24 protein-coding genes and 3 tRNA genes are annotated in these 26725 nt (G+C 57.2%); 18 read left to right on the top strand and 9 right to left on the bottom strand.

The window, feature by feature from the left end; translation table 11 throughout:
• Window positions 1–77 precede the first annotated feature (77 nt).
• Window positions 78–1673, top strand: a complete 1596-nt coding sequence (locus GV827_RS05710; RefSeq protein WP_164352804.1) for a gamma-glutamyltransferase family protein — start codon at window positions 78–80, stop codon at window positions 1671–1673.
• A gap of 155 nt (window positions 1674–1828) precedes the next feature.
• Window positions 1829–2374 (top strand): DUF4150 domain-containing protein, encoded by a 546-nt coding sequence (locus tag GV827_RS05705; RefSeq protein WP_164352802.1) that lies wholly within the window; start codon window positions 1829–1831, stop codon window positions 2372–2374.
• A gap of 291 nt (window positions 2375–2665) precedes the next feature.
• Here the strand turns inward: GV827_RS05705 and GV827_RS05700 are convergent, their stop codons facing one another.
• Window positions 2666–3334 (bottom strand): response regulator, encoded by a 669-nt coding sequence (locus tag GV827_RS05700; RefSeq protein WP_164352801.1) that lies wholly within the window; start codon window positions 3332–3334, stop codon window positions 2666–2668.
• A 72-nt stretch (window positions 3335–3406) separates the two neighbouring features.
• Here GV827_RS05700 and GV827_RS05695 point away from each other — a divergent pair, with 72 nt between their 5' ends.
• The gene (locus GV827_RS05695) at window positions 3407–5332 is read left to right on the top strand and encodes a sensor histidine kinase (RefSeq protein ID WP_164352799.1); all 1926 of its coding nucleotides are present in this window, start codon (window positions 3407–3409) and stop codon (window positions 5330–5332) included.
• 285 nt (window positions 5333–5617) lie between these two features.
• Here GV827_RS05695 and cynS read toward each other — a convergent pair whose 3' ends face one another.
• The 4 genes from cynS to GV827_RS05675 are packed head-to-tail and all read right to left on the bottom strand — an operon-like array spanning window position 5618 to window position 9225.
• On the bottom strand, window positions 5618–6085 hold the full coding sequence (cynS, locus tag GV827_RS05690) for a cyanase (protein ID WP_164352797.1): 468 nt from the start codon (window positions 6083–6085) through the stop codon (window positions 5618–5620).
• Window positions 6086–6103: 18 nt separating this feature from the next.
• Window positions 6104–7000: an ABC transporter ATP-binding protein gene (locus GV827_RS05685; protein WP_164352795.1), complete on the bottom strand. Its 897-nt coding sequence runs from the start codon at window positions 6998–7000 to the stop codon at window positions 6104–6106.
• A 9-nt stretch (window positions 7001–7009) separates the two neighbouring features.
• Window positions 7010–7843 carry a nitrate ABC transporter permease gene (gene ntrB / locus GV827_RS05680; RefSeq protein WP_164352792.1) on the bottom strand — a complete coding sequence of 278 codons (834 nt, stop codon included), beginning with the start codon at window positions 7841–7843 and terminating at the stop codon, window positions 7010–7012.
• Window positions 7843–9225, bottom strand: a complete 1383-nt coding sequence (locus tag GV827_RS05675) for a CmpA/NrtA family ABC transporter substrate-binding protein (protein WP_164352790.1) — start codon at window positions 9223–9225, stop codon at window positions 7843–7845. The genes ntrB and GV827_RS05675 overlap by 1 nt, the downstream gene beginning before the upstream one ends.
• Window positions 9226–9426: 201 nt before the next feature.
• Between GV827_RS05675 and GV827_RS05670 the strand changes: the two genes are divergently transcribed.
• Window positions 9427–11286, top strand: coding sequence for a sigma-54 interaction domain-containing protein (locus GV827_RS05670; protein WP_164352787.1), 1860 nt, complete (start codon window positions 9427–9429; stop codon window positions 11284–11286).
• A 178-nt stretch (window positions 11287–11464) separates the two neighbouring features.
• Here the strand turns inward: GV827_RS05670 and GV827_RS05665 are convergent.
• A tRNA-Ser gene (locus GV827_RS05665) sits at window positions 11465–11554 on the bottom strand.
• A gap of 226 nt (window positions 11555–11780) precedes the next feature.
• Here GV827_RS05665 and GV827_RS05660 point away from each other — a divergent pair.
• Genes GV827_RS05660 through GV827_RS05630 form a run of 7 tightly spaced genes read left to right on the top strand, consistent with a single transcriptional unit; the run spans window position 11781 to window position 18272 of the window.
• Window positions 11781–12701: an SPOR domain-containing protein gene (locus GV827_RS05660; RefSeq protein WP_235930259.1), complete on the top strand. Its 921-nt coding sequence runs from the start codon at window positions 11781–11783 to the stop codon at window positions 12699–12701.
• 25 nt (window positions 12702–12726) lie between these two features.
• A complete protein-coding gene (locus GV827_RS05655; protein WP_164352786.1) occupies window positions 12727–13878 on the top strand; it encodes a D-alanyl-D-alanine carboxypeptidase family protein in 1152 nt (383 codons plus the stop codon).
• Window positions 13875–14504, top strand: coding sequence for a dTMP kinase (tmk, locus tag GV827_RS05650; protein WP_164352784.1), 630 nt, complete (start codon window positions 13875–13877; stop codon window positions 14502–14504). The genes GV827_RS05655 and tmk overlap by 4 nt, the downstream gene beginning before the upstream one ends.
• 45 nt (window positions 14505–14549) lie before the next feature.
• Window positions 14550–15662 carry a DNA polymerase III subunit delta' gene (locus GV827_RS05645; RefSeq protein WP_164352782.1) on the top strand — a complete coding sequence of 371 codons (1113 nt, stop codon included), beginning with the start codon at window positions 14550–14552 and terminating at the stop codon, window positions 15660–15662.
• Window positions 15663–15677: 15 nt separating this feature from the next.
• Window positions 15678–16484, top strand: coding sequence for a TatD family hydrolase (locus tag GV827_RS05640; RefSeq protein WP_164352781.1), 807 nt, complete (start codon window positions 15678–15680; stop codon window positions 16482–16484).
• Window positions 16484–17284, top strand: coding sequence for an MBL fold metallo-hydrolase (locus GV827_RS05635; protein ID WP_164352779.1), 801 nt, complete (start codon window positions 16484–16486; stop codon window positions 17282–17284). The genes GV827_RS05640 and GV827_RS05635 overlap by 1 nt, the downstream gene beginning before the upstream one ends.
• Window positions 17285–17342: 58 nt before the next feature.
• Window positions 17343–18272: an AEC family transporter gene (locus tag GV827_RS05630; protein WP_164352777.1), complete on the top strand. Its 930-nt coding sequence runs from the start codon at window positions 17343–17345 to the stop codon at window positions 18270–18272.
• Window positions 18273–18322: 50 nt separating this feature from the next.
• Here GV827_RS05630 and GV827_RS05625 read toward each other — a convergent pair.
• Together GV827_RS05625 and GV827_RS05620 are read right to left on the bottom strand one after the other, a co-directional pair.
• Window positions 18323–18408: transfer RNA gene (locus tag GV827_RS05625), tRNA-Leu, on the bottom strand.
• Between the two features lie 121 nt (window positions 18409–18529).
• Window positions 18530–19876 carry a peptidoglycan-binding domain-containing protein gene (locus GV827_RS05620; RefSeq protein WP_235930258.1) on the bottom strand — a complete coding sequence of 449 codons (1347 nt, stop codon included), beginning with the start codon at window positions 19874–19876 and terminating at the stop codon, window positions 18530–18532.
• A gap of 157 nt (window positions 19877–20033) precedes the next feature.
• Here GV827_RS05620 and GV827_RS05615 point away from each other — a divergent pair, with 157 nt between their 5' ends.
• Together GV827_RS05615 and lipB are read left to right on the top strand one after the other, a co-directional pair.
• Window positions 20034–20708 carry a DsbA family oxidoreductase gene (locus GV827_RS05615; RefSeq protein ID WP_164352775.1) on the top strand — a complete coding sequence of 225 codons (675 nt, stop codon included), beginning with the start codon at window positions 20034–20036 and terminating at the stop codon, window positions 20706–20708.
• A gap of 45 nt (window positions 20709–20753) precedes the next feature.
• The gene (gene lipB / locus GV827_RS05610) at window positions 20754–21428 is read left to right on the top strand and encodes a lipoyl(octanoyl) transferase LipB (protein WP_164352774.1); all 675 of its coding nucleotides are present in this window, start codon (window positions 20754–20756) and stop codon (window positions 21426–21428) included.
• A 10-nt stretch (window positions 21429–21438) separates the two neighbouring features.
• Here the strand turns inward: lipB and GV827_RS05605 are convergent, their stop codons facing one another.
• Entirely contained in the window at window positions 21439–21957 is a 519-nt protein-coding gene (locus GV827_RS05605; protein ID WP_164352771.1) for a flavodoxin domain-containing protein, read from the bottom strand.
• A gap of 433 nt (window positions 21958–22390) precedes the next feature.
• Here GV827_RS05605 and ctaD point away from each other — a divergent pair, with 433 nt between their 5' ends.
• The 5 genes from ctaD (at window position 22391) to GV827_RS05580 (ending at window position 26694) form a co-directional block, all read left to right on the top strand.
• A complete protein-coding gene (ctaD, locus tag GV827_RS05600) occupies window positions 22391–24064 on the top strand; it encodes a cytochrome c oxidase subunit I (protein WP_164352770.1) in 1674 nt (557 codons plus the stop codon).
• Between the two features lie 141 nt (window positions 24065–24205).
• The gene (locus GV827_RS05595) at window positions 24206–24595 is read left to right on the top strand and encodes an MAPEG family protein (RefSeq protein WP_164352768.1); all 390 of its coding nucleotides are present in this window, start codon (window positions 24206–24208) and stop codon (window positions 24593–24595) included.
• Between the two features lie 49 nt (window positions 24596–24644).
• Window positions 24645–25268: an ankyrin repeat domain-containing protein gene (locus GV827_RS05590; RefSeq protein ID WP_164352766.1), complete on the top strand. Its 624-nt coding sequence runs from the start codon at window positions 24645–24647 to the stop codon at window positions 25266–25268.
• Window positions 25269–25374: 106 nt separating this feature from the next.
• Window positions 25375–25449, top strand: a tRNA-Gly gene (locus GV827_RS05585).
• A gap of 258 nt (window positions 25450–25707) precedes the next feature.
• Complete coding sequence (locus GV827_RS05580; RefSeq protein ID WP_164352764.1) at window positions 25708–26694, top strand: response regulator; 987 nt, start codon at window positions 25708–25710, stop codon at window positions 26692–26694.
• Window positions 26695–26725: the final 31 nt, after the last annotated feature.

The following is a 26725-nucleotide window of genomic DNA, read 5'->3' as shown; positions in this document are numbered from 1 at the left end:
GCATAACGCAATCTTACCTTGGCGGGGCTACGCAATGATGGTCCTTTCATGCCAATCCAGAACAAAGGTCAAATCTCATGGATCTACGCGCCCATCATCATTACCCCTCTCGCCGCTCCGCCGTAGCGGCGGAAAACATGGTGGTCACGTCTCATCCCCTTGCCGCACAGGCCGGTTTGGGCATGTTGGCCCAAGGTGGTAACGCTGTGGATGCCGCCCTTGCCACGGCCATTGCGCTGACCGTGCTGGAACCAACAGGCAACGGTATCGGATCGGATGCCTTTGCCATTCTGTGGGATGGATCAGAGCTTCACGGCCTGAACGCCTCTGGCCGTTCTCCGGCGGCCTGGAATGCAGAGCGGTTCGTCGGCCACTCTGAAATGCCCTATCGCGGCTGGGAAAGCGTCACGGTTCCGGGCGCGGTATCCTCTTGGGTGGCCCTGTCAGACAGATTTGGTAAATTGCCCTTCGCCAAGTTGTTTGAACCGGCGATTGGCTATGCAGAAAAAGGCTTCCCGGTCTCTCCCGTGATTGCCACCTTGTGGGCACGGGCGGGCGAAGAACTGGGCAAACAGCCTGGATTCGCCGAGACCTTCATGCCAGGTGGGAGCACGCCCAAGGCCGGAGAGTTTTTTGCAAGCCCGGGCCACGCCCGCACGCTTGCCCGCATTGCCGAGACGAAAGGCAAAGCCTTTTATGAAGGCGAGATTGCAGAGGAAATCGCGGCCTACGCCAAGCAGCATGGGGCGGCTCTGACAGTCGAAGATCTTGCTGCGCATGAAGCAGATTGGTGCGGGACCATTTCGAAACGCTTTGATGACGTCACGCTTCACGAAATCCCGCCGAATGGTCAGGGTATCGCGGCCCTAATGGGGCTTGGGATCCTTGGCCAGACCAATATCCGCGATCTGGACGCTGACGATCCGGCGGCGTTTCATCTACAGATCGAGGCGATGAAACTCGCGCTCAGCGATGCTGAGGCTTTCGTGGCCGACCTTGAACACATGCGCAGGATCACAACGGATGACTTGCTGGACGACGGATATCTTGCCTCACGCGCCAAGCTGATTGACCCTAACAAGGCGACGGATTTTGGCGCTGGCGCCCCGAAATCTGGTGGGACCGTCTATCTGACGGCTGCGGACGCCTCTGGAATGATGGTCTCCTTTATACAGTCCAACTATGCCGGGTTCGGTTCTGGTGTAGTGGTGCCGGGAACAGGCGTTGCCTTGCAGAACCGTGGTGCTGGATTCTCGCTCGATCCCGGTCATCAAAACCATGTCGCGCCCCGCAAGCGCCCTTTCCACACCATCATCCCAGGTTTCCTGATGGGCGCGACCGGTCCCCTGATGAGCTTTGGCGTGATGGGCGGGCCGATGCAGGCGCAAGGGCATGTGCAGATGGTGCTGCGCACGCATCTTTGGGGACAGGACGTTCAGATGGCCGCAGACGCGCCCCGTTGGCGGGTGACGAAAGGTCTGGGCGTGGCCTGCGAAACGACGTTGCCAACGAACACGATCGAGAAACTCCGCGCGCTTGGCCATCAAATCACGCTTGAGGCGCCTGACAATGCCTTTGGCTTTGGCGGTGCGCAATTGATCCATCGGCTTGGTACGCGGGGGTATGCGGGCGGATCGGACCCACGCAAGGACGGGGCAGCCATCGGGTTTTGACGCATCAGGGTGAGCGGCAGTAACCGTGCCGCCACCTTTGGCCCTGCGTTGCTCAACACTGGACGTCCTGCACCGACACCGGGCCGATGCATTTTGCTTTGTGGTTGCTTCATTCAGGAGTACATTGGAGCCTTCTCAAGGAATGGGCGGGCACAATGGGCATAAAGGCGACCAAACCCAAACGAAAGCTGTTCGGCAAGATCAAGGATCTGGACAGCGCTGTTGCAAAGTCCAAGACCACCGCTGCGGATACCAAGGCGCTAAGCACCGCTGCCAAGGAATTTGATGCAACGAAAAAGGTTCTTGGGAAAGCGGTAGAAAAGACCTTCAAGTCTTTCGATGGTGCCTGCAAGACAATCCCCGATCCTGAAAAAACCCCATCGCCAGCCGGACCAGTACCGATTCCTTATCCGACCTTCTCGAAACTCGAAAAGGAAACGAGAGGCGCAGTTCAGGACGCTGAGAAGGCGCTGAAAAAGCATGAGAAGGCCTACAAGAAGTTGGTCAAAGTGATTGATAAGGAGCTGAAAGTACTGAAAGCGAGTGCCGCATCCTCCAAGGGTGACGAAGCTGGCACGATGAAGGGACTGGTTTCAGCCAAAAACACGGCCAAGTCGCATATGACGGCGTTTTCATCGGACGTAAAAGCGGAAGGCAAGGCAGTGACACGCTTTTTCGATCTGGCGAAAAAGAACTATTGATGGGCTGCCTGGCGCGTGGATGTGGCAAAATCAGGCCCAGACTGGATCGAAGCGGCTGGGACTAAGGCCAGAGTTTTCTTCGCCATGATCATGGCAATGGTAATAAGCGTGGCCTTCGGTGGCACGATCACGCTTGGCAATGGCTGAGCCCAAATCATAGTCTCCACTGTCAGTGGCAATCGCCACCCCCTCTTTCACATCTGGTGTATTTACCCGATTTGCGAATTTGCATTTGCCCTCTACGATTGTTGAGGAGAACAGGTTCTTTTGCGTCGCGACATTTAGCCTGCTCTAGCCGTCAACCGAGATCAGGCCCAGCTTGATCGCCTTCATCAGGAGCATCGCCGACGAATGAACCGACAGCTTTTTCATCAAATTAGTCCTGTGGGTGTCCACGGTCTTGGAACTGATGCCCATGTCATCGGCCATCGCGGCATTCGACAGCCCTTTCGCGATGCCCTGTGGCACCTGCAATTCCCTATTGGTCAGCTCAGGCATATCCCTTTGCGGCGTGACGATGGTGATCACAGAGGGTGACAGAACCGTTTGGCCCTTCAGTACGCGCGCGATGCCAGAACAGATTTCCGCCGGATCATCAGATTTAAGAAAGATACCGTTCACCCCCGCCTCAACGAGGTTGGCAAAAAGAGTGGCCGATGGATGCGCCGTGAGGATTGCAAATTGGGTCTTGGGAGACCATCGTTTCGCTTCCAAAAACACCTCTGCCCCGTTCGCACCGGGCATGTTGATGTCTAGGATCGCGCAGTCCGGTTGGAGCCTTTTGATCATTGAAATGGCATCAAGGCCATTGTCGACAATCGCCTCAACGTTATGGCCCCGAAGTTTCAGCTCAACAGCCAAACCGGAAGCGATAAGTCGATGATCATCCGCGATAATGAAGCGATGCTGATTGCTTTGTCCCATGTACTCCCGGTACGGCTTACCGCTTGGTTCTGCCATATCATCGTGGTTTTTCTCATCGTCGCAAGCGTTTTAACCGCCTCCGTCAGCTTGGCCTCAGCAGAGGTTCCGGTGACAGACCTAAACGGACCTCACCTGCCAGAGACGCTGGAGGGGCACATCGAGTTTCTTCTCGACCCGACGAAATCGCTGACGATTGAGAACGTGACCGACACGCAAGCGTCAGGATTCCAGCCTGTAAGGACAATATTTCCGGACTTCGGCTACGTTGACCAGAACATCTGGCTTCGCTTGGTCGTCCAGAACACCACAGACGATGTCCGGTCATGGCGCATCCACTTTCGTGAGAATTTCAAACAGTTCATGGCGGTCCATATCATCAGGGACGATGGCGCGATCGAGACGGTCTATGACGTTGGATTCACCGATGGGTTCTCGCAACGCCCCGTCCAATATCCCGAAATGGTTGCCCCGATGGACCTCGAACCTGGAGAGACGGCAGAAGTCTATATCACATATTGGTCCGAAGGATCATCTCACCTTGCGTTCGGATTTGAGACCGAGATCAGTTTCGCCACCACTGCTGCCAAGCGAACGGCAAAAAATTTCCTGTACTACGGGATGATGATACTGCCGGTGTTGCTCGCACTTTTGGGGTTTGCCGTCTATCGGCACGGCGTCTTTCTTGCCTATGTTTCCAACTGGCTGGCCGCACTTCTTTACGTCATGCACGCCGATGGGGTGACGTTTCAGTATCTCTGGCCTGACAATCCGTCCTTTAACAGTTTCGCCTCGATCCCTATTGGCGCGGCAATCATCATCTTGTCGCCAAATTTTGCGCGCGTCTTCCTGAACACACGGGCAAACCATCCCATAATCGACAAGCTGCTTTGGGCAATCATGATCGTAGCCATTGCCTTGACAGTGTCATCCATATTCCTGGACCGGCAAGTGTTGAAAAAGCTTCTTGTTCTGCTCTCACTGATCTCGGTCAGTATGTGCGCGTTCTCTGGTTTCGTTGCCGCCCTGACCCGTTTCAAGGAGGTGCGGTTTTTCGTGATTGCATGGGTTGGTTTTCTTGGCGCTGCCGCGATCATGAGCATGCGGCATTGGCTCGGCATAGAGATCTCTCAGGATTTCCAGAATGATGCGATCCGATCTGTTATGGTGATTGACGCCACGCTGATGGGATTATCAATCGCGGATCGGTACAATCAATTGCGCCTCTCGCGACAGAAGGCTGTCGCTGAACGGTATGAAGAGGAAAACCGAAATCTGAAACTCCTTGCCCGCCTTGCGGACCTTGAGAAACGCTATGCTCAGGAAACTGAAAAACTGCGCGACCGCGACACCGCAAGCGCCGATACCTTGCACGATCTGCAGCAACCTCTTGCAGTGCTCCGGCTGAACATTCGCGCCCTCTTGGACAAAAAGCGCGAAGCCCCGGCCGCCATGGACGAAATGGAAGGATCATTTGCCTATATCGAAGAACTGATGGCTGCCGCCACACGTCAGCGCGAGAATGAGGTGACACCAGACAGCCTGACTGCGCTTGGCCCGGAACAGGACCGTAATATCTACGGATTGCGCAAGGTCACTGACAGCGTGATGCAGATGTTTCTGCCAGACGCTGCCACCAAAGGGCTTGAACTGCGCTATTATCCTTCAGGCCATGACATCACGGTGCAGCCCTTGGCAGCAATGCGGATCATTTCCAACCTGCTCTCCAATGCGATCAAGTACACTGAGGACGGCAAGATCCTGTTCTGCGTCCGCAAGCGGGGTGACGGGTTGCGCGTGGAAATCCATGACACCGGTCCCGGCCTCAGCAACGCAGAGTTCGAACGGGCCAAGGGACGATCAACCCGGATTTTCGAGACCGCCGAAGGAAAGCACGGCGAAGGGTTGGGTCTGGCGATCGTGAACGAAATAGCAGAAAAACCAGGCTACGAGGTGACGACGCTCTGCAACCGCAAGAACGGGCTTAGCGTTGGAGTGACCTTTCCGTCCAGTGTGACCACACGCGAGGGGGTCTAGGTGAAGACTTCAACCCTCAGACGAACGCCCGATACCTCTGATCAGCGAATTGCCCTGTGGCGGAAACACAGGACGGCAGAGGCAACTTTCTGCCCTCTGGTCTGACTGAACGCCGTGATTTCAAAGATCAGATCTTGGTAGGGTTTATGATGGGGATACTCAAATTCACAGAAAAACGCGGCCATCCGATCCCAGGTCTGGGTCCGATGCCGAGTTTCTTGAGTAAATCCAAATGAGCCTCTGAAACATGGACTGGGCGGCTGGATGCCGCCCAGCCCGTAGCTATCACCAGCTGTTATATCCCAGATATTTGCCCGACATCTCGACCTTGACGCGGTCACCCTTGGGATTTTCGACCCGCGTCACTGACATGTCAAAATCGATTGCCGACATGATCCCGTCACCGAATTTCTCTTGGATCAATGCCTTTAGTGTCGGGCCATAGACCCCGACAATTTCATAAAAGCGATAGATGCATGGATCGGTCGGCACCGCCTGTTCCCAGATCTTGGTCGGGCTTTCGGCAAGCACGCTTTCGGCCTCTTGTGGCAGGCCCATCACGCTGACCATCAGGTTTGCCTTTTCAACCGGAAAGGCATTCATTCCCATTGCCGCAGAATGGGTCCAGACCGGGGACATGCCGATCTTGTCAGCGATGTCTTCCCATGTCAGCCCAGCCTGCCTTTTGGCAGACAGGATCATTGCGGTCACGTCTTCCTTGGTCATCATGTCGTTCATGGCGAGGTCTTTCATCTGTTTCTCCTCCAGTTCTTAATCGTTCACTGCGCGCAAAACGGGTTGCTTGTTGTCGGGGTCGTCGTCTGGTTCCGTCTTGTCGATATGAATGGTTTCAGGCGTTGTTTGGGTGGTTGTCTTGCCGGACAGCTCCTTCGAACGTTTGCCAAGGAACTGCACCAGATGGTTGCGGATCGCATAATAGTTGGGGTGGTCGATGATCTCTGTCCGGTTGCGCGGCCGCGGGATGGTGATATCGACGCTTTCGGCAACCCGCGCAAAGGGCCCGTTTGTCATCAGCAGAATTCGGTCGGCCAGCAGGATCGCCTCGTCAATGTCGTGGGTGATCATGAAAACGGTCTGTTCGGTTCCGCCCCAGATCTTGAGCAGTTCGTCCTGAATCGTACCGCGCGTCAAAGCATCAAGCGCCCCGAACGGTTCATCCAGCAAAAGCAATTTGGGGTGGTTAGCAAACGCACGTGCAATGGATACCCGTTGCCTCATACCGCCTGAAAGTTGGCTTGGCTTACGATGGATCACATCACCTTCCAGACCGACCATCGCAAGGTACTTGGTCGAATGCTCCACCACCTGCGCCTTTGACCATTCCGGATACCGGGCAGCCACGCCAAAGGTGACGTTCTTGAGCGTGGAAAGCCACGGCAACAGCGAATAGTTCTGGAACACGACCCCGCGATCAAGGCTCGGCCCTCTGACCTCCTTGCCATCCATGATCACAACGCCGCCCGTCGGATCAGCAAGACCGGCCAGGATGTTCATGATGGTGGATTTGCCGCAGCCAGAATGGCCAAGGATGACGACGAATTCGCCCTTTTCGACGCCGAAGGTGGCGTCTTCGAAGACCGTCAGTTCACCGCCCTTGCCGTCCGGATAGCGTTGGGTAAGGTTTTCAATACTCAGGTACGGTTTCATCTTTTACTCCTATTCGGCGTAAGCGACGCGGCGCTGCAAGAGACCGAAAATGGCGTCCAGCAACATGCCGACAATGCCGATCATCAGGATTGAGAATATGACGGAGGTCAGGTCGAGATTGTTCCACTCGTTCCAGACGTAGTATCCGATCCCCGTGCCCCCAACCAACATCTCGGCCGCTACGATCACAAGCCAGGCAATGCCGATTGAAATTCTCATACCCGTGACAATCGTCGGTGCAGCTGCGGGCAGAATGACGGTAAACGCGGTCTTGAGCGCACCAAGTTCATGCGTGCGGGCAACGTTCACCCAGTCTTCTCGCACACCTGCCACGCCAAAGGCCGTGTTGATCAGCATCGGCCAGATCGAGCAGATGAAGATCACGAAAATGGCAGACGCTTCGCTGTCTTGAATGATGAAAAGGGCAAGCGGCATCCACGCAAGTGGAGAGATCGGTCTGAGGACTTGAATAAACGGGTTCAGCGCCTTGTATGCGACACTGGACATGCCGATCAGGAACCCCATCGGGATTGCGATAAGCGCTGCCAGAAAATAGCCCGTCAGAACACGATAGATCGAATAACCGATCTGAATACCGATGCCCTTGTCATTCGGACCTGCATCATAGAACGGGTCAGACAGTTGCTCCCAGGCCTTGCCAAGGACCTGACTGGGAGGCGGCACCCCTGCCTTGGGCTGACCGCCGCCTGTGAGCAATTCATATTCCGTCAATTCCCCCGCCGCCTTTTGGGCGGGGATAGACAATTCCCATATCAGGCAGCCCACGATCAATAACAGAATTGAAAGCAGGGCTGCCTTTTTGTTTTCGGACAAGACTGTCATCAGTTCGCCTTGATCGCAAAGCTGTCGACATAGGCTTCAGGCGTTTCAGGATCAAAGCTTTTGCCCATGATCATATGTGATTTGTAGGTGATATCGGGCGCATCATAGCCAAGGTCTTCCATGACTTTCTTGGCATCTGAAGCCAGATAGACCTGCTCGGCCACTGCCTTGTAATCGACATCGCCGTCGATATAGCCCCAGCGTTTCATCTGGGTGAGGATCCAAACCCCCATCGAATGCCACGGGAAGGGGTCAAAATCGATCCGGTCAGGCACGCGCTTTACCTCGCCCAAGCCATCGGCATAGGTTCCTGTAAGCACCTGCTGGATCACGGTCACCGGCTGGTTGAGATAATTTGTCGGTGCGATTGCCGCTGATATCTCGACCCTGTTGTCCGGGTTCGACGCATATTGTGTGGCGTCAATGATCGACTTGAGCAATGCGCCATAGGTGTTGGGCAGTTCGGTCGCAAAGGACAGTGGCGCTGCGAATGCGCAGCACGGATGCCCTTCCCAGATTTCTTTGGTCAGTATGTGGATAAAGCCGATGCCCTCATAAACCGCGCGCTGGTTGAAAGGATCAGGTGACAGATAGCCATCCAGGTTCCCAGCCCGCAGGTTGGCCACCATCTCTGGCGGCGGAACGACACGGATCTGGATATCGACATCAGGGTCCAGACCGAATTCGGCGACGTAGTAGCGCAGCAGGAAGTTGTGCATCGAATATTCAAATGGAACACCAAAGGTGAAGCCCTTCCACTGGCTGGGATCACGCTTGTCGAGGTGTTCGTTCGACAGCACGATGGCCTGGCCGTTGATATTTTCGACCGCTGGCATGATGTAGGGTTCGGCGACGGACCCTGCCCCCAATGTCATTGCCAAGGGCATCGGCGTGAGCATGTGGCTTGCGTCGTATTCCCCGGACAGTGACTTGTCCCGTGCCACAGCCCAACCCGCGGTCTTGATGACCTGCGCGTTCAGCCCGTACCGTTCGTAAAAGCCAAGGGGTTGCGCCATGATGATCGGCGTCGCGCAGGTGATCGGCACAAAGCCGATATTCAGATCAGTCTTTTCAGGCGGTCCCAGGTTATCAAGAATGGCCGCCTTGGCTTCGTTCAATGGAAAGACAGACGCAAGCGCCGCCGCCATGGTGCTGCCGCCCATCATCCCCATGAATGAACGGCGCCCGATATCGCTTTGCCCGAACACAGACCGCACAATTGCGCTTTCCACCGCGCGCTCCATCATTCCTTCTGACGTGCTGAGGTCAATTTGATCATCCGGCTCGATCGGGGATGTCGTACAGCTTTGACAGCTGCAATCTGCGCCATGTCGCAGATCAGTTTTCGATGAGAATGGATTTCCAAGACTTTTGATTGGCATTGTGCTCTCCTTGGCTGGGTCACTCCAATGCTGCTGCAGAAAATTGCCTGTGTTAATGTCGATGCAAAAAAATCGAGAATTCAATTAAATTAATTATTATCAGTTACTTGATAAATATTTCCCCGCAAACAGTATTACGATAATTCGTAAATTACGAAATATCGTATTGCTGCAAGTGCACTGATGCAGAATACTCGCGACATGAAGGATTCCGCTGCTTCATACGATTCTGCCCTTGCCGGAGCATTTGGTGCGACGGTCATAATTGATCCCGCCACTGACCGCATTTGCGCGGCAACGCGGGATGCTGAACACTTGTTCGAAGACAACGGGCTGGTCGGGTCAGTTTTCTCGACCCGCATCGCCAGCAACTTCGCCGCTTTCGTCGTATTCGTCGATGAGGTGTGTCATCGGGGCGCTGCATGGACCCGTGAACTGACATTACAAAACAGCCAGCATCAACCGCTCAATTGTGAAATCAATGCGCGCATACTGACCTTGGATGGCGCCGACGTGCTGCTGCTGAATATCGTCGACCTGCAAGCCTTCGAGCGCCGTGCAGAACAATCCGACGCGGCCCGCATCTACAGCGGCGGACTGGTTGAGTGGCAGCGCGCGCAGGCGTTCTTTTCTGACCTTGAGCGCGAAAATCAACTGATCCTGAATGCCGCAGGGGAAGGTATCTATGGTGTCAACGCGGACGGCAAGACAACCTTTTTAAACCGCGCCGCGCAGGAAATGCTGGGGTGGACGGCCGAAGACCTGTTGGGCCGAGACATTCACTCGATGATCCACCATCATCACCTGAATGGCGAAACCTATCCGTCACATGACTGCCCGATCTATCAATCCTTTCGCTATGAGCAGGTCAATCGCATCGAGGATGAAGTCTTTTGGCGCAAGGATGGCAAACCGATCCGCGTCGAATACGTATCAACCCCGATCTACGACGGACCTGTTCTGGTCGGCGCTGTGGTGATCTTTCGCGACATCACAGAGCGTTGGGAGAATGAACGCAAGCTGCGCGATGCGATGGATGAGGTGGCCGCCTTGCGCGACCAGCTGATGCAAGAGAACGCGTACCTGCAAGAAGCCATCAACATTGAACGCGCGCACCATGATATCATAGGCCACTCACCCCAGATCCGATACCTCATCTCTCAGATCGAACTGGTCTCGCGGACCGATGCAAACGTTCTGATAACCGGTGAAAGCGGAACAGGAAAATCACTGGTTGCAACGGCGATCCACAATGACAGCAGCCGAAGCCGCAGGCCGCCCATTCATTTCCGGGGCGGCGCAGTGTCAGCCGAGATGATCGAAAGTGAGTTGTTCGGGCATGTCCGTGGTGCTTTCAGTGGCGCATTGAAGGACAAGCCAGGCAAACTTGAGCTGGCCCACGGCGGCACGCTCTATGTGGACGAAATCGCCGATATTCCCATCGAACAGCAAGCCAAACTGCTCGATGCCCTGCAAAACGGCGCAGTCGCACGCATGGGCGACGACAGAATGCGCGCACTCGACGTGCGTCTGATCGCATCAACCAGCCGCAATCTGGAGCGCGAGGTACAGGCGGGCCGGATCAGGCAGGATCTGTTTCTCTACCTCAATGTGTTTCCAATTCACTGCCCCCCGTTACGGGAACGGCCCCAGGACATTCCGCCATTGGTGGCGCATCTGCTCAGGCTGGTATGCAAACGGCTTGGCCGCCGCCAGCCCATTGTGACCGAAGGCATCATGCGCAAGCTGCAAAGTTATGACTGGCCCGGCAATGTGCGCGAGTTGGCGAATGTCATCGAACGCGGTGCGATTGTGTCCCAATCCGGCAAGCTGATCATTGATATCAACAACCCCGCTGCGCCCGCGGTTCGAAATACATCTGCTCTGTTGACGGAAGCCGATATCGAACAGATCCGCATTGCCAACACAATCGCCTGCATGAAAGAGGCAGGCGGGCGCGTTTCGGGCAAAGACGGTGCCGCCAGCCTGTTGGACATACGCCCGACAACGCTTTACTCGCGCCTTCAAAAGCTGGGGATTCGATCCGAAGACTGGTCATGACTGCGCCACCAACGCGACCGACTTCATGGCCGCGAAAGGCGAATGACGAGCTCTTTGGATGAGTGGCGTTTAGGCGCATGACCAGATGGAAATCAGCCCTGCTACGTCGGAAGCTGACCTAAAACGGTCATAGCCCTCAAACTGGAACCAATGAAGTAAGCACTTTGATATGGTGCTCTGGCGGAGGCTCAGGGATTCGAACCCTGGGGACGCTCTCACGCCCGCCGGTTTTCAAGACCGGTGCATTCGACCACTCTGCCAAACCTCCGCAGTCCGCCTCTCCTAATCTGCTGCGTTCGATTCGGCAAACATGCAAATGCAGGTGCACGCATCTTTCTCATCAATGCTGAAAATTGCTCACCGGGGCGTTCAGTCTTTTCAGGTAGGCCTATGCAGGTTACAGTGCCGCCAAGATCCTCCTCAGAGGACCCTTAGGTGTGCCGTGAATGACGGCAAAATGAGGCCGGGAACGGCCCGCAGGCAAGGATGAAACCATGACGAGCAGGCCCATGGACAACCCGCGCACCCCCACCGGGCGGCGATACCTAAGAACAATTAGTGCGTTCGGCAGCAGCCTGCTGGCGTTGGCGGTTTTGGGTGCATGTGACGATGCGGGACAGTTCAGACTGCCGTTCGCACAAGCAAGCAAGGCAACAAGCACAGAGGGCACTACCGCATCGAAGAAGCTGATCGAGCGTGATGTCGAGGCACCGGAGGTGTTCTCCGCGACCGATCAGGGGCTTTGGGACGGACGCCCGTCACTGGGTGGCGTTTGGGTGGCGCATCCGGATGTGTCCGAACCGGAGCGGGTGATCATCCGCAACGAAGCCAACGGCAAATTCGTCATCGGCGCATTGTTCCGTAAGGAACGTGATTTGCCTGGCCCCAAGTTGCAGATATCTTCGGACGCGGCTGCCTCGCTTGGCATTCTGGCCGGTGCGCCTGCGCCCCTGAACGTGACAGCCCTACGCCGGGAAGAAGCCGAAGAGCCGGTAGCGACCGAGGAGACCACGGCCCCGGCCGACACTGTCGCTGCCCCTGCCGAAGTGACCGAAACATCGCTTGATCCGATCGCGGCTGCGGGCGCGGCGATTGAAGCGGCCCCGACGACACCTGCGGTCGCTACAGCGGCTGCCAAACCTGCTGCAGCCCCCGCGCCTGCATCAAAACCCGCCTCGTCGCTGGCCAAACCTTTCATTCAGATCGGCATTTTCAGCATCGAAGGGAATGCGGACCGCGTCGCCAAGCAGATGCGCGGCGCAGGCATCATCCCGACAGTCAAGAAATCGCAGATCAACGGCAAACCGTTTTGGCGGGTGTTGGTTGGCCCTGCCACGAACAAATCCGAACTGAACAGTCTACTCAAGGCAATCAAGGCCGAAGGTTTCTCTGATGCCTATGCCGTGACGAACTGATATCTGACAGGAGCATATACAAATCATGATCCGCCTTATTGCTGCCAGTCTGGCGCTGATCCTAACCACCTTTTCCGCTGCCGCCTTCGAAACCAAGGCGACGGCAGCCTATGTGCTGGACCAAACCACCGGTACCGTCTTGCTGTCCAAGAACGCCGATGAGCCATTGCCGCCTGCGTCTATGTCCAAACTCATGACGCTCTACATGGCGTTTGAGGCCGTATCGACGGGCCGGCTGGAGCTGGATCAGGAACTTTTGGTGTCATCAGAAGCGGCGCGCTACGGCGGCTCGACCATGTTCCTGCAGGAAGGCGAGCGTGTGTCAGTCGAAGACCTGCTGCGGGGCATCATCGTGCTGTCCGGCAATGACGCTTGTGTAGTGATTGCAGAGGCGCTGTCAGGTACGGAATCCCGCTTTGCCCGCGATATGACCATGCGCGCCCAGCAGATGGGGATGACAAATTCGACGTTCATGAACTCAAACGGCTGGCCGAAACCGGGGCACCGCATGTCGATGCGGGATCTTGGTTTGCTGGCGAACCGCTTGATCAGCGATTTCCCCCAGTTCTATCCAATGTTCGCCGAACGTGAGTTCCTGTTTGATGAGAACGAAAGCGCGAACCGCTTTAACCGCAACCCGCTACTGGCGCTGGACATCGGCGCAGACGGTCTCAAGACCGGGCACACGCAGGAAGCGGGCTACGGTCTGGTTGGCAGCGCAAGGCAGGGGGACCGCCGCGTGATCTTTGTGATTTCAGGTCTGCAGACTGTCGCAGAACGTGCGCGCGAATCGGAATCGATCGTCAATTGGGCCTTCCGTCAATTCAGTCAACAGACGCTGGGCACGGCAGGTACGCAACTTGCCGAAGCACCGGTTTCGATGGGCATGCAAACCTCTGTCGGTCTCGAACTGGCCGAAGACCTGTCCGTCCTGACCCCGATCAGTGCCAGCGGCGGCCTGGAAGGGGAGATCGTTTATACTGGTCCCTTCCGCGCCCCGGTTGCCAAGGGGGATGCCTTGGCCGAACTGATCCTGACCCGTGAAGATCTGCCGGAAATCCGGGTGCCGCTTGTTGCGGCTGAAACTGTGCCGGTGGGCGGTTTCATGGTCAAGGTGACGGCGGCTGCCAAACACCTCTTGGCCCGACTGAACGCCGGGCCTCAGGACGCTTCGTGAGAACGGACGGCCTTTTTATCAGCTTTGAAGGCATTGACGGGTCGGGTAAGTCCACGCAGGCGAGGCTTCTGGCTGAGCATCTGCGCGCCCAAGGCCGCGATGTCGTCCTGACCCGCGAGCCCGGTGGCTCTCCTGGGGCTGAGGAAATTCGCGCGCTTGTCTTGCAAGGTGATCCTGACCGCTGGTCCGCCCGCACCGAAATCCTGCTGTTCACCGCAGCCCGGCGTGACCACCTGGAACGCACCATTCAACCCGCACTGGATGCGGGCAAAGTTGTGATCTGTGACCGTTTCGCAGATTCTACACGCATGTATCAGGGCCTGTCGCGGGGCAATCTGCGCGGCTTGGTCGATGAACTGCACCGCCTGATGATTGGAATTGAACCGGACATGACGATCCTCATCGATATGGATCCAGCCAAAGGTCTATCTCGGGCCCTGTCCCGACAAGGGGTGGAGGAACGGTTCGAGGACTTTGGCGAAGAACTGCAGCAGGCGATGCGGGATGGTTTTCTGGCCTTAGCGGGAGAGTTCCCGGAGAGGTTTGTTACCATAGACGGGGGGCGCCCCATCGAGGACGTCGCCGAAGATGTTCAGCGCACAGTGGCAAAGCGTCTGAATGCCTGACGGCACCCATCTTCCCTCTGCATGCAAACGTGCTACACCCGCCCCATGAGCGACGATGTCCCACAGCCTGACCGCATCGAAGGTGCCCTTCACCCGCGAGAAACCCCGCGTCTGATCGGGCAAGATGCGGCGCAGACGGCGTTTCTGGATGCGTTCAACGCGGGCAAATTGCATCATGCTTGGTTGCTGACGGGTCCGCGCGGTGTGGGCAAAGCAACATTGGCCTGGCGCATTGCACGGTTTCTGCTGGCAACCCCAGATGACGATGGCGGCATGTTCGCAGCACCCCAGCCGACAACGCTGGACATCGATCCAGATCACCCTGTTGCGCGCCGCATTGCATCGGGCGGCGAAGGCGGGCTGAAGGCCATCACACGCACGATGAACCCGGATACCAAGCGGATGCGCAAGCAGATCGTGGTGGATGATATTCGCGCGTTGAACGGCTTTTTTCAGATGTCATCCACCGACGGTGGCAGGCGAGTCGTGATCATTGATGATGCGGATGAGATGAACGTCAACGCAGCAAATGCTCTGTTGAAAATGTTGGAAGAGCCGCCTGAGCGCGCCACGCTTCTCTTGCTCAGCCACCAGCCTTCCAGCCTCCTGCCGACGATCCGGTCGCGGTGCCGCACCCTGCGGCTGAACACGCTGACGCCTGCGCAGATGGCCGAAGCGCTGGATGCCTCCGGCGTGGCCGTCGAAGGCGACCCAGCAGCCCTTGCCGCCTTGTCCGGTGGATCTGTTGGTGGCGCGTTGCGCTTGTCGCTGATGGGCGGTCTCAACATCTATGCAGAACTGATGGGCCTGATGTCGACCCTGCCCCGCATGGACCGCGCCCGCGCCATCAAACTGGCCGAAGCAGCGGCCCAACGCGGTGCTGAGGAAAAGCTGGCCCTGCTTTTCACGCTGATTGATCTGATGCTCAGCCGCCTTGCCCGGACCGGTGCCACCGGCGCACCACCCGCAACAGAAGCGGCACCGGGCGAAGCTGAGGTGATGAAAAGGCTGTCTCCCTCTGCGTATCAGGGGCGCAAGTGGGCCGATCTGGCCCAAGAGATATCTGCCCGGGCCCAGCACGGGCTGGCGGTCAACCTTGACCCTGCCGCACTGGTCCTAGATACCCTGCTGAAGATAGCCGATTGCGCGCCAAAATAGCATTCACGGACAGGCATGACCGACGTACCCCAGATCACAGACAGCCACTGCCATCTCGACTTTCCTGACTTCGAGGGCCACCTGCCAGAGGTGATCGCCCGCGCAGCCGAAGCGGGCGTGACGCGCATGGTGACGATCTGCACGAAACTCAAGAACGTGGACACTGTCCGCGCGATCGCCGAAGCCCATGCCCCCGTTTTCTTTGCCGCGGGCACACACCCAATGTCTGCCGCCACCGAACCTCTAGTCAGCGCCGATGATCTTATCGCGTTGACGCAGCACCCCAAGATGGTCGGGATTGGCGAGACCGGATTAGACTACCATTACACAGCGGAAAGTGCGGAGATCCAGCAAACCTCCCTGCGCATTCACATCGCCGCAGCACGTCAAACCGGTTTGCCACTGATCATCCACGCACGGGACGCGGATGATGACATGGCCCGCATTTTGACCGAGGAATACAGAAACGGCGCATATTCTTGCGTCATGCATTGCTTTTCCTCATCCGCCGATCTGGCCAAGGCCGCGCTTGATCTGGGCTTTTATCTCAGCATGTCGGGCATCACCGCATTTCCGAAATCGAATGAGCTGCGCGACATCTTTGCCGCGGCGCCGCTGGACCGGATACTGGTGGAAACGGATGCGCCTTATCTTGCGCCGCCGCCGCACCGGGGCAAACGCAATGAACCAGCCTACACCGCGCATACCGCCCGTCGCGCGGCCGAAACTTTCGGGATCGATTACGTCCAATTCGCCGGGCAAACACAGGCAAACTTTGAACGCTTGTTCGCCAAGGCCGCCCAGTACAAGGCGGCTGCCTGATGGCTGAACTACGGATCACCATCCTTGGCTGCGGCTCATCCGGAGGGGTGCCGCGCCTGGGCGGTCACTGGGGCGATTGCGACCCGGAGGAGCCGCGCAACCGGCGACAGCGATGCTCCATTCTGGTGGAACGGGTAACTGACGCTGGCACGACCACTGTCCTGATCGACACCTCCCCCGACATGCGCAATCAGCTGCTGGAAGCGAACGTCGGTCGCCTGGACGCGGTGCTCTATACGCACGCCCATGCCGACCATGTGCACGGCCTCGATGATCTGCGGATGATTGTCATCAATATGCGCGAACGTCTGCCCGTCTATGCGGATGCCCCCACCAAGCAAGCGCTTCTGGATCGCTTCGGCTATGCCTTCATCCGGCCCGAAGGGTCCATGTACCCACCGATCCTGAACCTGCATGACATTGATGGCGACGTGGCCATCGACGGGCCTGGCGGATCACTGACCTTTACGCCGTTTCTTGTAAAACACGGCGGAATGGATGCGCTGGGTTTCAGGTTTAGCGACGTCGCGTATCTGCCTGACGTGGCAAGCATTCCTGACGGCGTGTGGCCACACCTTGAGAACCTAACCTGCTGGATCGTCGACGCCTTGCGCCGCGAGCCGCACCCGACGCACAGCCACCTTGATCAAACCCTTGGCTGGATCAAAGACATGGCACCAAAATCCGCCGTACTGACCAACATGCACAATGATCTGGATTACCGTACCATAGCTGCCGAAACGCCCGATCACATCGCCCCGGCTTATGACGGGATGGTGCTGACCTTCCCAATTTCCTGATTTCCTACCTTCTCTGATCTAACAGTGCCGTCCTGTCGGCCAAATCCAAGGCCCGCACGTGCAAACCCTTCTTGATGTCATTCTGCCGGTCTTTCTGGTCATCGGGTTCGGCTATGTCGCCGTGTGGCGCGGGCTGTTCCCTATAGAAGGGATCGACGGCGTGATGCGGTTCACGCAGAACTTCGCCATCCCCTGCCTGCTGTTTCAGGCCATTGCCTACATCGACATCGGCACTTCTTTTAATCCGCGCTTGTTGCTCAGCTTTTACTCTGGCGCGGCCATGAGTTTTGCACTGGGGATTGCCGGTGCGCGGGTGTTTTTCAAACGCGACTGGGAGGACTGTATTGCGATTGGCTTCTGTGCGCTCTTCTCAAACTCTGTGTTGCTGGGATTGCCGATATCCGAACGTGCCTACGGCCCGGATTCCCTGACGGGGAATTATGCGATCATCGCCTTCCATTCGCCTTTTTGTTACGGCCTTGGCATCACGGTGATGGAAATCGTTCGTAACCGGGGGCAGTCGGGGCTCACCCTGGTCCGCTCCGTCAGCCGCGCGATGTTTCGGAATGCCTTGGTGCTTGGGATCCTTGCCGGATTTGCGGTCAACATCAGCGGTATCGCCATCCCCGACGTGGTCGATGACGCGCTGTCGCTGATCGTGCGCGCGGCCCTGCCCGCCGCCCTTTTTGCGCTTGGCGGCGTCCTGATCCAGTACCGGCCTGAAGGTGATATGAAAACCATCGCGATGGTTTGCGCGATTGCATTGCTGGTTCATCCGGCGATCACCTGGAGCATGGGCAAAGCATTGGAAGTGGAGCCTGAACTTTTCCGCGCGGGGGTCTTAACGGCAGCCATGGCGCCGGGGTTCAACGCCTATATCTTTGCCAATATGTATGGCCGCGCCCGCCGAGTAGCGGCATCAGCTGTGCTGATCGCCACGGCAAGCTCGATTCTGACTGTCTGGTTTTGGCTCTCGGCACTGTCATAGCAAAAGGCCGAAGCACTCTGCTGCGCAAGATTTTGAGCCTTGTTAGAAAGTGGTGCGGTCGGAGAGACTCGAACTCTCACGGGTATTACCCCACAGCGACCTCAACGCTGCGCGTCTACCATTCCGCCACGACCGCAAGCCATGGTTGGTGGCGAGGGTGTAGCGGGGAACGCCGCAGTTCTCAAGAGCAAAAAAGTACGAAAGAACACGGCGCCGCTAGGCGCCGGGGTTGGTTGATTTCGCGTCGACCAGCGGTGTTATTCGCTGATTGAAAATGTCGGCAAGCCAGTGCTTGACGCAGGCTGAGGCTGGGGCAAGTTCCCTGCCGCACCGCCGTTCGTCATTCGCTGGGCAGCGGCACGGATCAACTCCGTCCGTTCTGGCTGACCGGGAACGAAAACAGCAGCAGCGCCCGCATCCACAGCTGCCAATCCCGCATCATACCAGCTTGTCGCCATGTCCACACGCTTGGCTGGACCAAAGCCCTGGCTCAGGTGGTGGCCCATCAACTCACCGTAGACACCCTCGCCCATCGCATAGAGCAGCAGCGCCGATCCAACGGCCACATCCATGTTATCCGTCCGGTACCCGACGCCCATGCAAATCCGTGCGGTTCCGGCCAGCTGCGCCGGAGACATACCGGTGGTCAGGATGAATGAAGACACATCCGCCACGACCGCATCACGCGGCTTGAGCGACAACGACGAAACGTAGTCTTTCATCGCCGGTCCAAATCCTTCGCACTGTTGGGCGATCTGATCGGGGGTAAATCCCTGAATTTGACTCACCAGTTCTTCAGATTTGGCAATGGCATAGGTGCGTGCAAGGCAGAACTGTTCGTTTATCGCCACATTGGGGTCAGACATGCTGGCCAAAGTGGTGAAACCACTGTTGGTATTGGTGATCAGCGAGACGGTGTTGCAATGCGAGGCAAGAGAGGCCTGCGTTCCCGCGCCCATGAAATTCGGCAAGCCGGTCGAAGGCGCCACTGCAGCGGCAAGTCCTGCAGCCGCGCCAAGTGGTGCTGCGGCCACAGTTGTACTCGGTACCGGCACGGGCTGCGGCGCAGGTTGCGGTGCAGCAACGATTGTCGTCTGAGGCGCAGGCACACCAGCGGGCGACTGACCCGCCATCTCGGCCCGGTACGTCTTGAGCAAACCACGCGTGCCGTCCGGAGTGGCCGCAACTTGCTGCTGAACAGCATAGCCACCTGCCTGAGCCCGGTTGTAGCTTGAGATCAGCAGATTTTGTTCAAACGCTGACAGCTGTCCCGTAACCGGATAGCCAAGATAGGCCTGATATTGGGAAATCGCATTTCGGCTCTTGCGGCCCAACTGACCGTCTACGCTACCTGCATCAAAACCAAAGTAGTTCAGCGATGCCTGAATACTCCGACCCTGTTGTGTGGACGGGATCGTCGAACGATACGTCTTCTTCCTGTAGGTCCGGTTGGTTGAACTGCGTTGTTTCTTGGCATTCGCCCCTACAATGCCGCCAATGATGGCACCCGCGATAAAGTCGCCGGCATCCGCCCTGGCTGTATCTGCGGGAACTATGGCAAGTGAGGCGCCAAGTACGGCCCCTGTGATCATCTTGAAATACATCAATACGCTCCGTGAAAAATGAATCGTGGTATTATTGGAAAGTTAACACAGCTTTTGCGGGTGCCAAAGCGCGATCACGTCCGAAATTGAGGGTTCCCCTTGAAACAGGGTCCGGAATTCCCGACCTTGGCACCTGAACACGTCAGAAAGGTCTAGCATGACAAACGCCGAAACCCCGACCGATGGGCCCGTCGTTCAAATCGACATCGTCTCGGATGTGATGTGCCCATGGTGCATCGTCGGCTTCAGGCAGCTGGAACAGGCTTTGGGGTTGGTCGGGGCTGGCGCCTATATCCGGTGGCATCCCTTCGAACTTAATCCCCAGATGCCAACCGAAGGTCAGTATCTCACCGAACACATTGCGGAAAAATACGGAAGCACACCGGAACAATCAGCGCAGAATCGCAAGATGTTGACGGACCTAGGCGCATCGCTTGGCATCACTTTCAATTTCTCAGACGACAGTCGCATCGTGAATACCTTCGCAGCACATCAGCTGTTGGGATGGGCACAGTCGCAGGGCCTGCAACACCCCCTGAAGATGGCGCTGTTTGATGCGCATTTCACCCAAGGTCAGAATGTGTCGGACATCGACGTTTTGCTAAACGTGGCAGAATCGGTCGGTTTGGACCGCGAGGCAGCGGCAAAGGTTCTTTCAACGGGCAGTCATGCAGAAGAGACCCGCGCGCACCAGCAGTTCTGGACATCACGCGGCGTTTCTGGCGTTCCTTCGATGGTTTTTGACGGACGTTATCTTTTGACCGGCGCGCAAGGGGCCGAGACATATGCGCAGATGCTGACGAAAGTGATCGGCGAAAAGGACGCAGCCTAAGCAGCGCTCTTGCCGGTTCCCCTGCAACTGTCATAGACCCGCGTCATGGTAGAATGGATCACAACAGACGGGCTGACCGATTACCGCGAAGCCGAACGCTGGATGGAAGCGCGTGTCGCGGCAATTGCTGCGGGCGAAGCGGATGAATGCATCTGGCTGGTTGAGCATCCACCCCTTTACACGGCGGGCACATCAGCCAAAGCGGCTGATCTGACTGATCCTGATCGATTTCCTGTCTTTTCGACCAAACGCGGCGGACAGTATACGTACCACGGACCGGGACAGCGCGTGGCCTACGTTATGCTTGATGTCGGCAAACTGGGACGCGACGTACGCTGTTTCGTGCGGGATCTTGAAGCCTGGGTCATCGCGACGCTGGATCAGTTTAACCTGCGCGGAGAAATACGACCGGGGCGCGTTGGCGTTTGGGTACAAAGACCTGAAAAACCAACGCAGGCCGATGGCAGCCCCGCCGAAGACAAGATCGCCGCCATTGGCATCCGTCTGCGCAAATGGATCAGTTATCACGGCATTAGCATCAACGTTGAGCCGGACTTGACCCACTTTGGCGGTATCGTGCCCTGCGGCATCACCGAACATGGGGTAACGTCGCTTGTCGATCTGGGCTTGCCCGTGACGATGGACGACGTGGACGTCGCGCTGCGCAGCTCTTTCGACGAGGTCTTTGCGAAAAAGACATCTGTCTGTGCGGGGGGCTGAGACGCACCGCTTAAACAAAGAACGATTCAAGCTTTCTGGTCAGCGCGTCCCAGTCGGTGAATTCATGTTCCGTCTCGGACGGATCAAATGGACGGCCCCGCATGACAACGTGCTGGATCACCTGCAGGGCAAAATAGTCGTAGTGCGCGGTGCGCAAGGCCCCTCCGACCAACATATCGTCCGTCGGCGTAAAGTGCGTCCGCATTTCCATATCGGTCACATACTCGCGGGCCTCTTCGTGTCCTTCGGGAAAGGCTGCGTTCAGGCTTACGGACAAGAGCAACGTCTTGACCTTCGCAAGGTCAGCGGCATGGGCGGTTAGCAAAGCCTCGAATTTGCGGGGATGGCGGCGTTGGTGGACCGATGCAGCCAGAATTGCGGCATCGACGCCTGCAAAAGAGATCTCTGCCGGGTCATCGGCGTCGATCAACTCTACCTCGTGACCCAGTCTTTCGAGAACCTCTGCGGCATAGCGTGCGATCTTGCCAGTCTGGCCTTCAACTGTGCCGAAAATGATAAGCGTTTTCATGGCGATCTCCTTGTCGAGACGGTTTTGGGGCACCGTTCCCTGCGTCGCGCCTTCCGGACGACGAACAGGCGGATGTACCTTGGTGGCTCCCTTCTCATTTGCCTTGGATACCGCGCCTCGGATTCAGCGTCGTTGTTCCATGTCAAACGGCATCTGCGGCGAAGGAGGCGGCGAGCCCTATCACACCCTGACACAGCGCCCTGCGCCCGACCAAGCGGCCAAAAAGACAAGGAATCAGCCATTGGCTGCAGCAGGCCGCAAAGCGAAAGAGGTCATACATCAGATTCGTGGCAAACCGCGTCAAAATAACTCGTCCTGCGACCATCGCGCCCATTGCCCCCACGCGTGCATCCGACTAGAACGTTCCGGAGTTCACACCACGATCAGCCAACAGGCGTGGTGTATCCAGAGTTAAATATCGAGGAGGCACCGCATGGCAGACGCAGCCATTCACGGGCACGATCACGAGGACGAACGGGGCTTTTTCACCCGTTGGTTCATGTCCACAAACCACAAAGACATCGGTATCCTGTACCTGATCGTCTCGGCCTTTGCCGGTTTCGTATCCGTCGCATTCACCGTTTACATGCGGTTGGAGCTGATGAACCCCGGCGTTCAGTACATGTGTATGGAAGGCGCGCGTTTCATTGCTGATTCCGCCGCTACCTGTACGCCAAACGGCCACCTCTGGAACGTTTTGATCACGGGTCACGGCATCCTGATGATGTTCTTCGTGGTGATCCCGGCGCTTTTCGGCGGTTTCGGCAACTACTTCATGCCGCTGCAGATCGGTGCGCCGGACATGGCGTTCCCGCGGATGAACAACCTGTCGTTCTGGCTCTACGTCGCCGGTACAACGCTGGCTGTCTGTTCTGTTCTCGCCCCCGGTGGTAACGGTCAGGCTGGCTCCGGCGTGGGCTGGGTTCTGTATCCACCGCTTTCGGTGAAAGAAGGCGGCATGTCGATGGACCTCGCGATCTTCGCGGTTCACGTTTCGGGCGCGTCCTCGATCCTCGGTGCGATCAACATGATCACGACCTTCCTGAACATGCGTGCCCCCGGCATGACTCTGTTCAAGGTGCCACTGTTCTCCTGGTCGATCTTCGTGACAAGCTGGCTGATCCTGCTGTCCCTGCCCGTTCTGGCCGGTGCGATCACCATGCTGCTGATGGACCGTAACTTCGGCTTTGCCTTCTTTGACCCTGCAGGCGGCGGTGACCCGGTTCTCTACCAGCACATCCTGTGGTTCTTCGGCCATCCGGAAGTGTACATCATCATCCTGCCCGGTTTCGGCATCATCTCTCACGTGATTGCCACCTTCAGCCGCAAGCCGATCTTTGGCTACCTGCCGATGGTCTGGGCGATCATCGCGATCGGTGCATTGGGCTTCGTCGTATGGGCGCACCACATGTACACGGTGGGTATGACCCTGAACCAGCAGGCCTACTTCATGCTGGCCACCATGGTCATCGCGGTGCCGACGGGTGTGAAGGTCTTTAGCTGGATCGCCACAATGTGGGGCGGCTCGGTTGAGTTCAAGACGCCGATGCTCTGGGCCTTCGGCTTCCTGTTCCTCTTCACCGTTGGTGGTGTGACCGGCATCGTACTGTCGCAGGCCGCCGTGGACCGCTACTACCACGATACCTACTACGTGGTGGCGCACTTCCACTACGTGATGTCGCTGGGCGCTGTCTTTGCCATCTTTGCGGGGATCTACTTCTACTTCCCCAAGATGACAGGCCGCATGTACCCTGAATGGGCAGGCAAGCTGCACTTCTGGACGATGTTCATCGGCGCAAACCTGACCTTCTTCCCACAGCACTTCCTGGGCCGTCAGGGCATGCCACGCCGCTACATCGACTATCCCGAGGCGTTCGCCTACTGGAACTACTGGTCAAGCTGGGGCGCGTTCCTGTCGTTCGCTTCGTTCCTGTTCTTCTTCGGTGTTATGGCCTACGCTCTGACACGCGGCGCGCGCGTCACAGAGAACAACCCATGGAACGAGTATGCAGACACGCTGGAGTGGACACTGCCATCCCCACCACCGGAGCATACGTTCGAGATCCTGCCAAAGCAGGAAGAATGGGACAAACAGCACAGCCATTAAGGTGCTGAACATATCAAATCAGAAAGGCCCCAACGCAGGTTGGGGCCTTTCTTTTTTGTCGACCTGTCGCAACCGCTTTGACAATGGTTGCATGGCAGCCTCAAATCCCGCTCGACACTGACACCACGCGAAGGACACCCCATGACCCTCACCATCACGCCGATCTATGCGGCCCTGCTTGCCCTTCTGTTTCTGGTCCTCAGTTGGCGTGTGATCCAGTATCGCCAGGCCAAGATCATTTCTTTGGGCGATACCGGCGACAAGAACCTTCTCAAGCGTATGCGCGCGCAGGCGAACTGGGCAGAATACACCCCCATTGCGCTGATCCTGATGCTGCTGACAGAACTGCGCGGCGCGCCACAGGTCGCGGTACATCTGATGGGCATCGCATTGCTGACCGGACGGGTGTTGCATGCCATCGGCTTTGCCTCGACACCGCAAAAGATCATCCTGCGGCAGATCGGGATGGCTCTGACGCTTGGCATGATCGCGCTGGCAGCCTTGGGGCTGATCGGTCATGCGCTGATCTGATTATGCACCGCGTAGGAGCACTATCGCCCACAGCAATCCCTTTCACGGAATGCCCCAATCACCGACAAAGCCCGATCTCAACCAACACATCGGGGAATTCTCGTCCTTCCCGTTGATTTGGGCCATGATGACGGATGAACGATCCGTCGAAATGCTTGATGTCCTGATTCAGGCCGGCGCGAACGTCAATTTTGCGACACCCGAAGGCTACACGGCGCTCCATTGGGTTGGCGACTACAGTTACCGTTCTGACACCACCGCAGAGGATGACTATGCCATCGCCGCCTACCTTGTCGCCCAAGGTGGCGATCTGAACGCGCGCAATCACTATGGCTGGACCCCGCTTTACCGCGCGATCCGCGAAGGGGTGGCCGAAGAAGTTGAGGCCCTGCTGCGCGCTGGCGCTGATCCGAATGCCCGCATGCCAACACCAAAAGCCTTCGCTTTCGAACCGGGAGATACACCACTTGCGAACGCCTTGTCCGATCCGAAAAAAGTGAAGCTGCTTCTGGCGCACGGCGCTGATGCCAGTGTCGGCACTGAGGAGGGCCAGAGCCTGATCGAGAAAATCGACGCCGAACTATCTGACCAGACCCCCGTCAGCTACGCCCCCTACTACGACGGTCTGCGCCAAAGTCGCACTCTGATATCAGCGACAATTCGGCCAAACTAAACTCAAGCCAGGGAGAGCATCGAAAATACGTGAATTTTTGCAATTGGTGGAGTTTTCCCTCTTGCACGGAACCGACAGGATGGGTATGTCCGCCTCACCCAAGGATGCGGGCGTAGCTCAGGGGTAGAGCATAACCTTGCCAAGGTTAGGGTCGGGCGTTCGAATCGCCTCGCCCGCTCCAATTGGGACCTGCCAGCCCCGGCAGGAGATAGAAAAGACCGCCCCTACGGGCGGTCTTTTTCATTTGAGAGACATGGATCATCCCCAAAGCCTTGCCACGCCGTCTGCCCTGCTTTGCGCATCGTACCGGCATGACTTCGGCACAATCGTTAAATTTTGATGAAATGTCGTCATACAATTGCCGGTTTCTCCCGGTCTAAAGGTCGCAACTTCATGTTCGTAATGAGTTGCGGACTGTTCTGAAAAACAGAGGTGCCCGATGAGATTGCTTGCTGTCGATGATGATCCGCTGATCCTTGACCTGTTGCCGATTGTCTTCCGGCAGGCGAACTTGCCGCATATCACAGTGGCGACTTCTGGCCCGGACGCGCTTGAGACATTGTCTGACCCAGAGGTCGAAGTGGACGGGCTCATACTTGACATTGAAATGCCCGATATGTCCGGCATCGAATTGTGCCGCCGGATCCGTCAGATGCCCCGTTATCGCCACACGCCGGTGCTGATGCTAACCTCAGCCACTGACAGCACACGGATTGAACGTGCGTTTGCGGCGGGCGCGGACGACTACATCACCAAACCCTTCGACGTAAAAGAGATTGCCACGCGGGTTCGGGTGGCACAGCGCATGACCGAAAAATCCGTTCACGCGCCCTTGCTTGATCCTGAAAGAATGAGCGGGGGGGGCCTTGCAGGCGAACATGGCTTTAGCATCGCCGATCCCGTTCGTCTGGCGCATGCAGAACAGTTGATCCTGCCCTTTGCATTAGGCAACTATCTTTCCCAGCTTTCGCGCAGGCGGCTGGACAGCTGCACCATCTTTGCTGTGCGCGTGACCAATATCGATACGCTCTTTGCCACTACCACCGCCCGTGAATACGCCAGCGCCCTCTGTGGAATCGTCAATGCGGTCTCCAGCGTTGTGGCCTGTCCGAACATGCTGATGACGTATGAAGGTGATGGTGTTTTCCTCTGCATTACGCAAGGCACAGAGGCACCTGCATGGCCCGAAATTGAAGACGATATTCAGGCTGCATTGACCAAGGCCAGCCTTTCGTTTGACGATGGCCGGATCATGGATATCAAGATCGCGGTAGGCAATCCGGTCACCCCGAACGCGAGCCGCAACCAGCGCGTCAAAAAGACATTCGACCGTGCCAGAGACCGGGCGATGAGCCGGGAGAAAATCAAGACCAAACATACCGGCAGTGGCGCCAAGGCAGGCGGTCCGGGCCTTTTTCCGTCCTGACTGCTGCATCAAGGGCAGTGCCTGCCGTCAA

Source organism: Sulfitobacter sediminilitoris (assembly GCF_010667575.1).
GTDB classification, from domain to species: Bacteria; Pseudomonadota; Alphaproteobacteria; order Rhodobacterales; family Rhodobacteraceae; genus Sulfitobacter; species Sulfitobacter sediminilitoris.
Note: the sequence above shows the minus strand (reverse complement) of the source record. Positions and strands in the feature narration are given on the sequence as shown.

Coding starts and splice junctions, on each gene's coding strand:
- GV827_RS05615 (WP_164352775.1), top strand. CDS start 20,034: ATGACAAACGCCGAAACCCCGACCGATGGGCCCGTCGTTCAAATCGAC.
- GV827_RS05620 (WP_235930258.1), bottom strand. CDS start 19,876: ATGTATTTCAAGATGATCACAGGGGCCGTACTTGGCGCCTCACTTGCC.
- ctaD (WP_164352770.1), top strand. CDS start 22,391: ATGGCAGACGCAGCCATTCACGGGCACGATCACGAGGACGAACGGGGC.
- GV827_RS05655 (WP_164352786.1), top strand. CDS start 12,727: ATGATCCGCCTTATTGCTGCCAGTCTGGCGCTGATCCTAACCACCTTT.
- GV827_RS05700 (WP_164352801.1), bottom strand. CDS start 3,334: ATGGCAGAACCAAGCGGTAAGCCGTACCGGGAGTACATGGGACAAAGC.
- GV827_RS05675 (WP_164352790.1), bottom strand. CDS start 9,225: ATGCCAATCAAAAGTCTTGGAAATCCATTCTCATCGAAAACTGATCTG.
- GV827_RS05670 (WP_164352787.1), top strand. CDS start 9,427: ATGAAGGATTCCGCTGCTTCATACGATTCTGCCCTTGCCGGAGCATTT.
- GV827_RS05605 (WP_164352771.1), bottom strand. CDS start 21,957: ATGAAAACGCTTATCATTTTCGGCACAGTTGAAGGCCAGACTGGCAAG.
- GV827_RS05705 (WP_164352802.1), top strand. CDS start 1,829: ATGGGCATAAAGGCGACCAAACCCAAACGAAAGCTGTTCGGCAAGATC.
- cynS (WP_164352797.1), bottom strand. CDS start 6,085: ATGAAAGACCTCGCCATGAACGACATGATGACCAAGGAAGACGTGACC.
- GV827_RS05595 (WP_164352768.1), top strand. CDS start 24,206: ATGACCCTCACCATCACGCCGATCTATGCGGCCCTGCTTGCCCTTCTG.
- GV827_RS05580 (WP_164352764.1), top strand. CDS start 25,708: ATGAGATTGCTTGCTGTCGATGATGATCCGCTGATCCTTGACCTGTTG.
- GV827_RS05590 (WP_164352766.1), top strand. CDS start 24,645: ATGCCCCAATCACCGACAAAGCCCGATCTCAACCAACACATCGGGGAA.
- ntrB (WP_164352792.1), bottom strand. CDS start 7,843: ATGACAGTCTTGTCCGAAAACAAAAAGGCAGCCCTGCTTTCAATTCTG.
- GV827_RS05710 (WP_164352804.1), top strand. CDS start 78: ATGGATCTACGCGCCCATCATCATTACCCCTCTCGCCGCTCCGCCGTA.
- GV827_RS05640 (WP_164352781.1), top strand. CDS start 15,678: ATGACCGACGTACCCCAGATCACAGACAGCCACTGCCATCTCGACTTT.
- GV827_RS05685 (WP_164352795.1), bottom strand. CDS start 7,000: ATGAAACCGTACCTGAGTATTGAAAACCTTACCCAACGCTATCCGGAC.
- GV827_RS05645 (WP_164352782.1), top strand. CDS start 14,550: ATGAGCGACGATGTCCCACAGCCTGACCGCATCGAAGGTGCCCTTCAC.
- lipB (WP_164352774.1), top strand. CDS start 20,754: ATGGTAGAATGGATCACAACAGACGGGCTGACCGATTACCGCGAAGCC.
- GV827_RS05660 (WP_235930259.1), top strand. CDS start 11,781: ATGACGAGCAGGCCCATGGACAACCCGCGCACCCCCACCGGGCGGCGA.
- GV827_RS05635 (WP_164352779.1), top strand. CDS start 16,484: ATGGCTGAACTACGGATCACCATCCTTGGCTGCGGCTCATCCGGAGGG.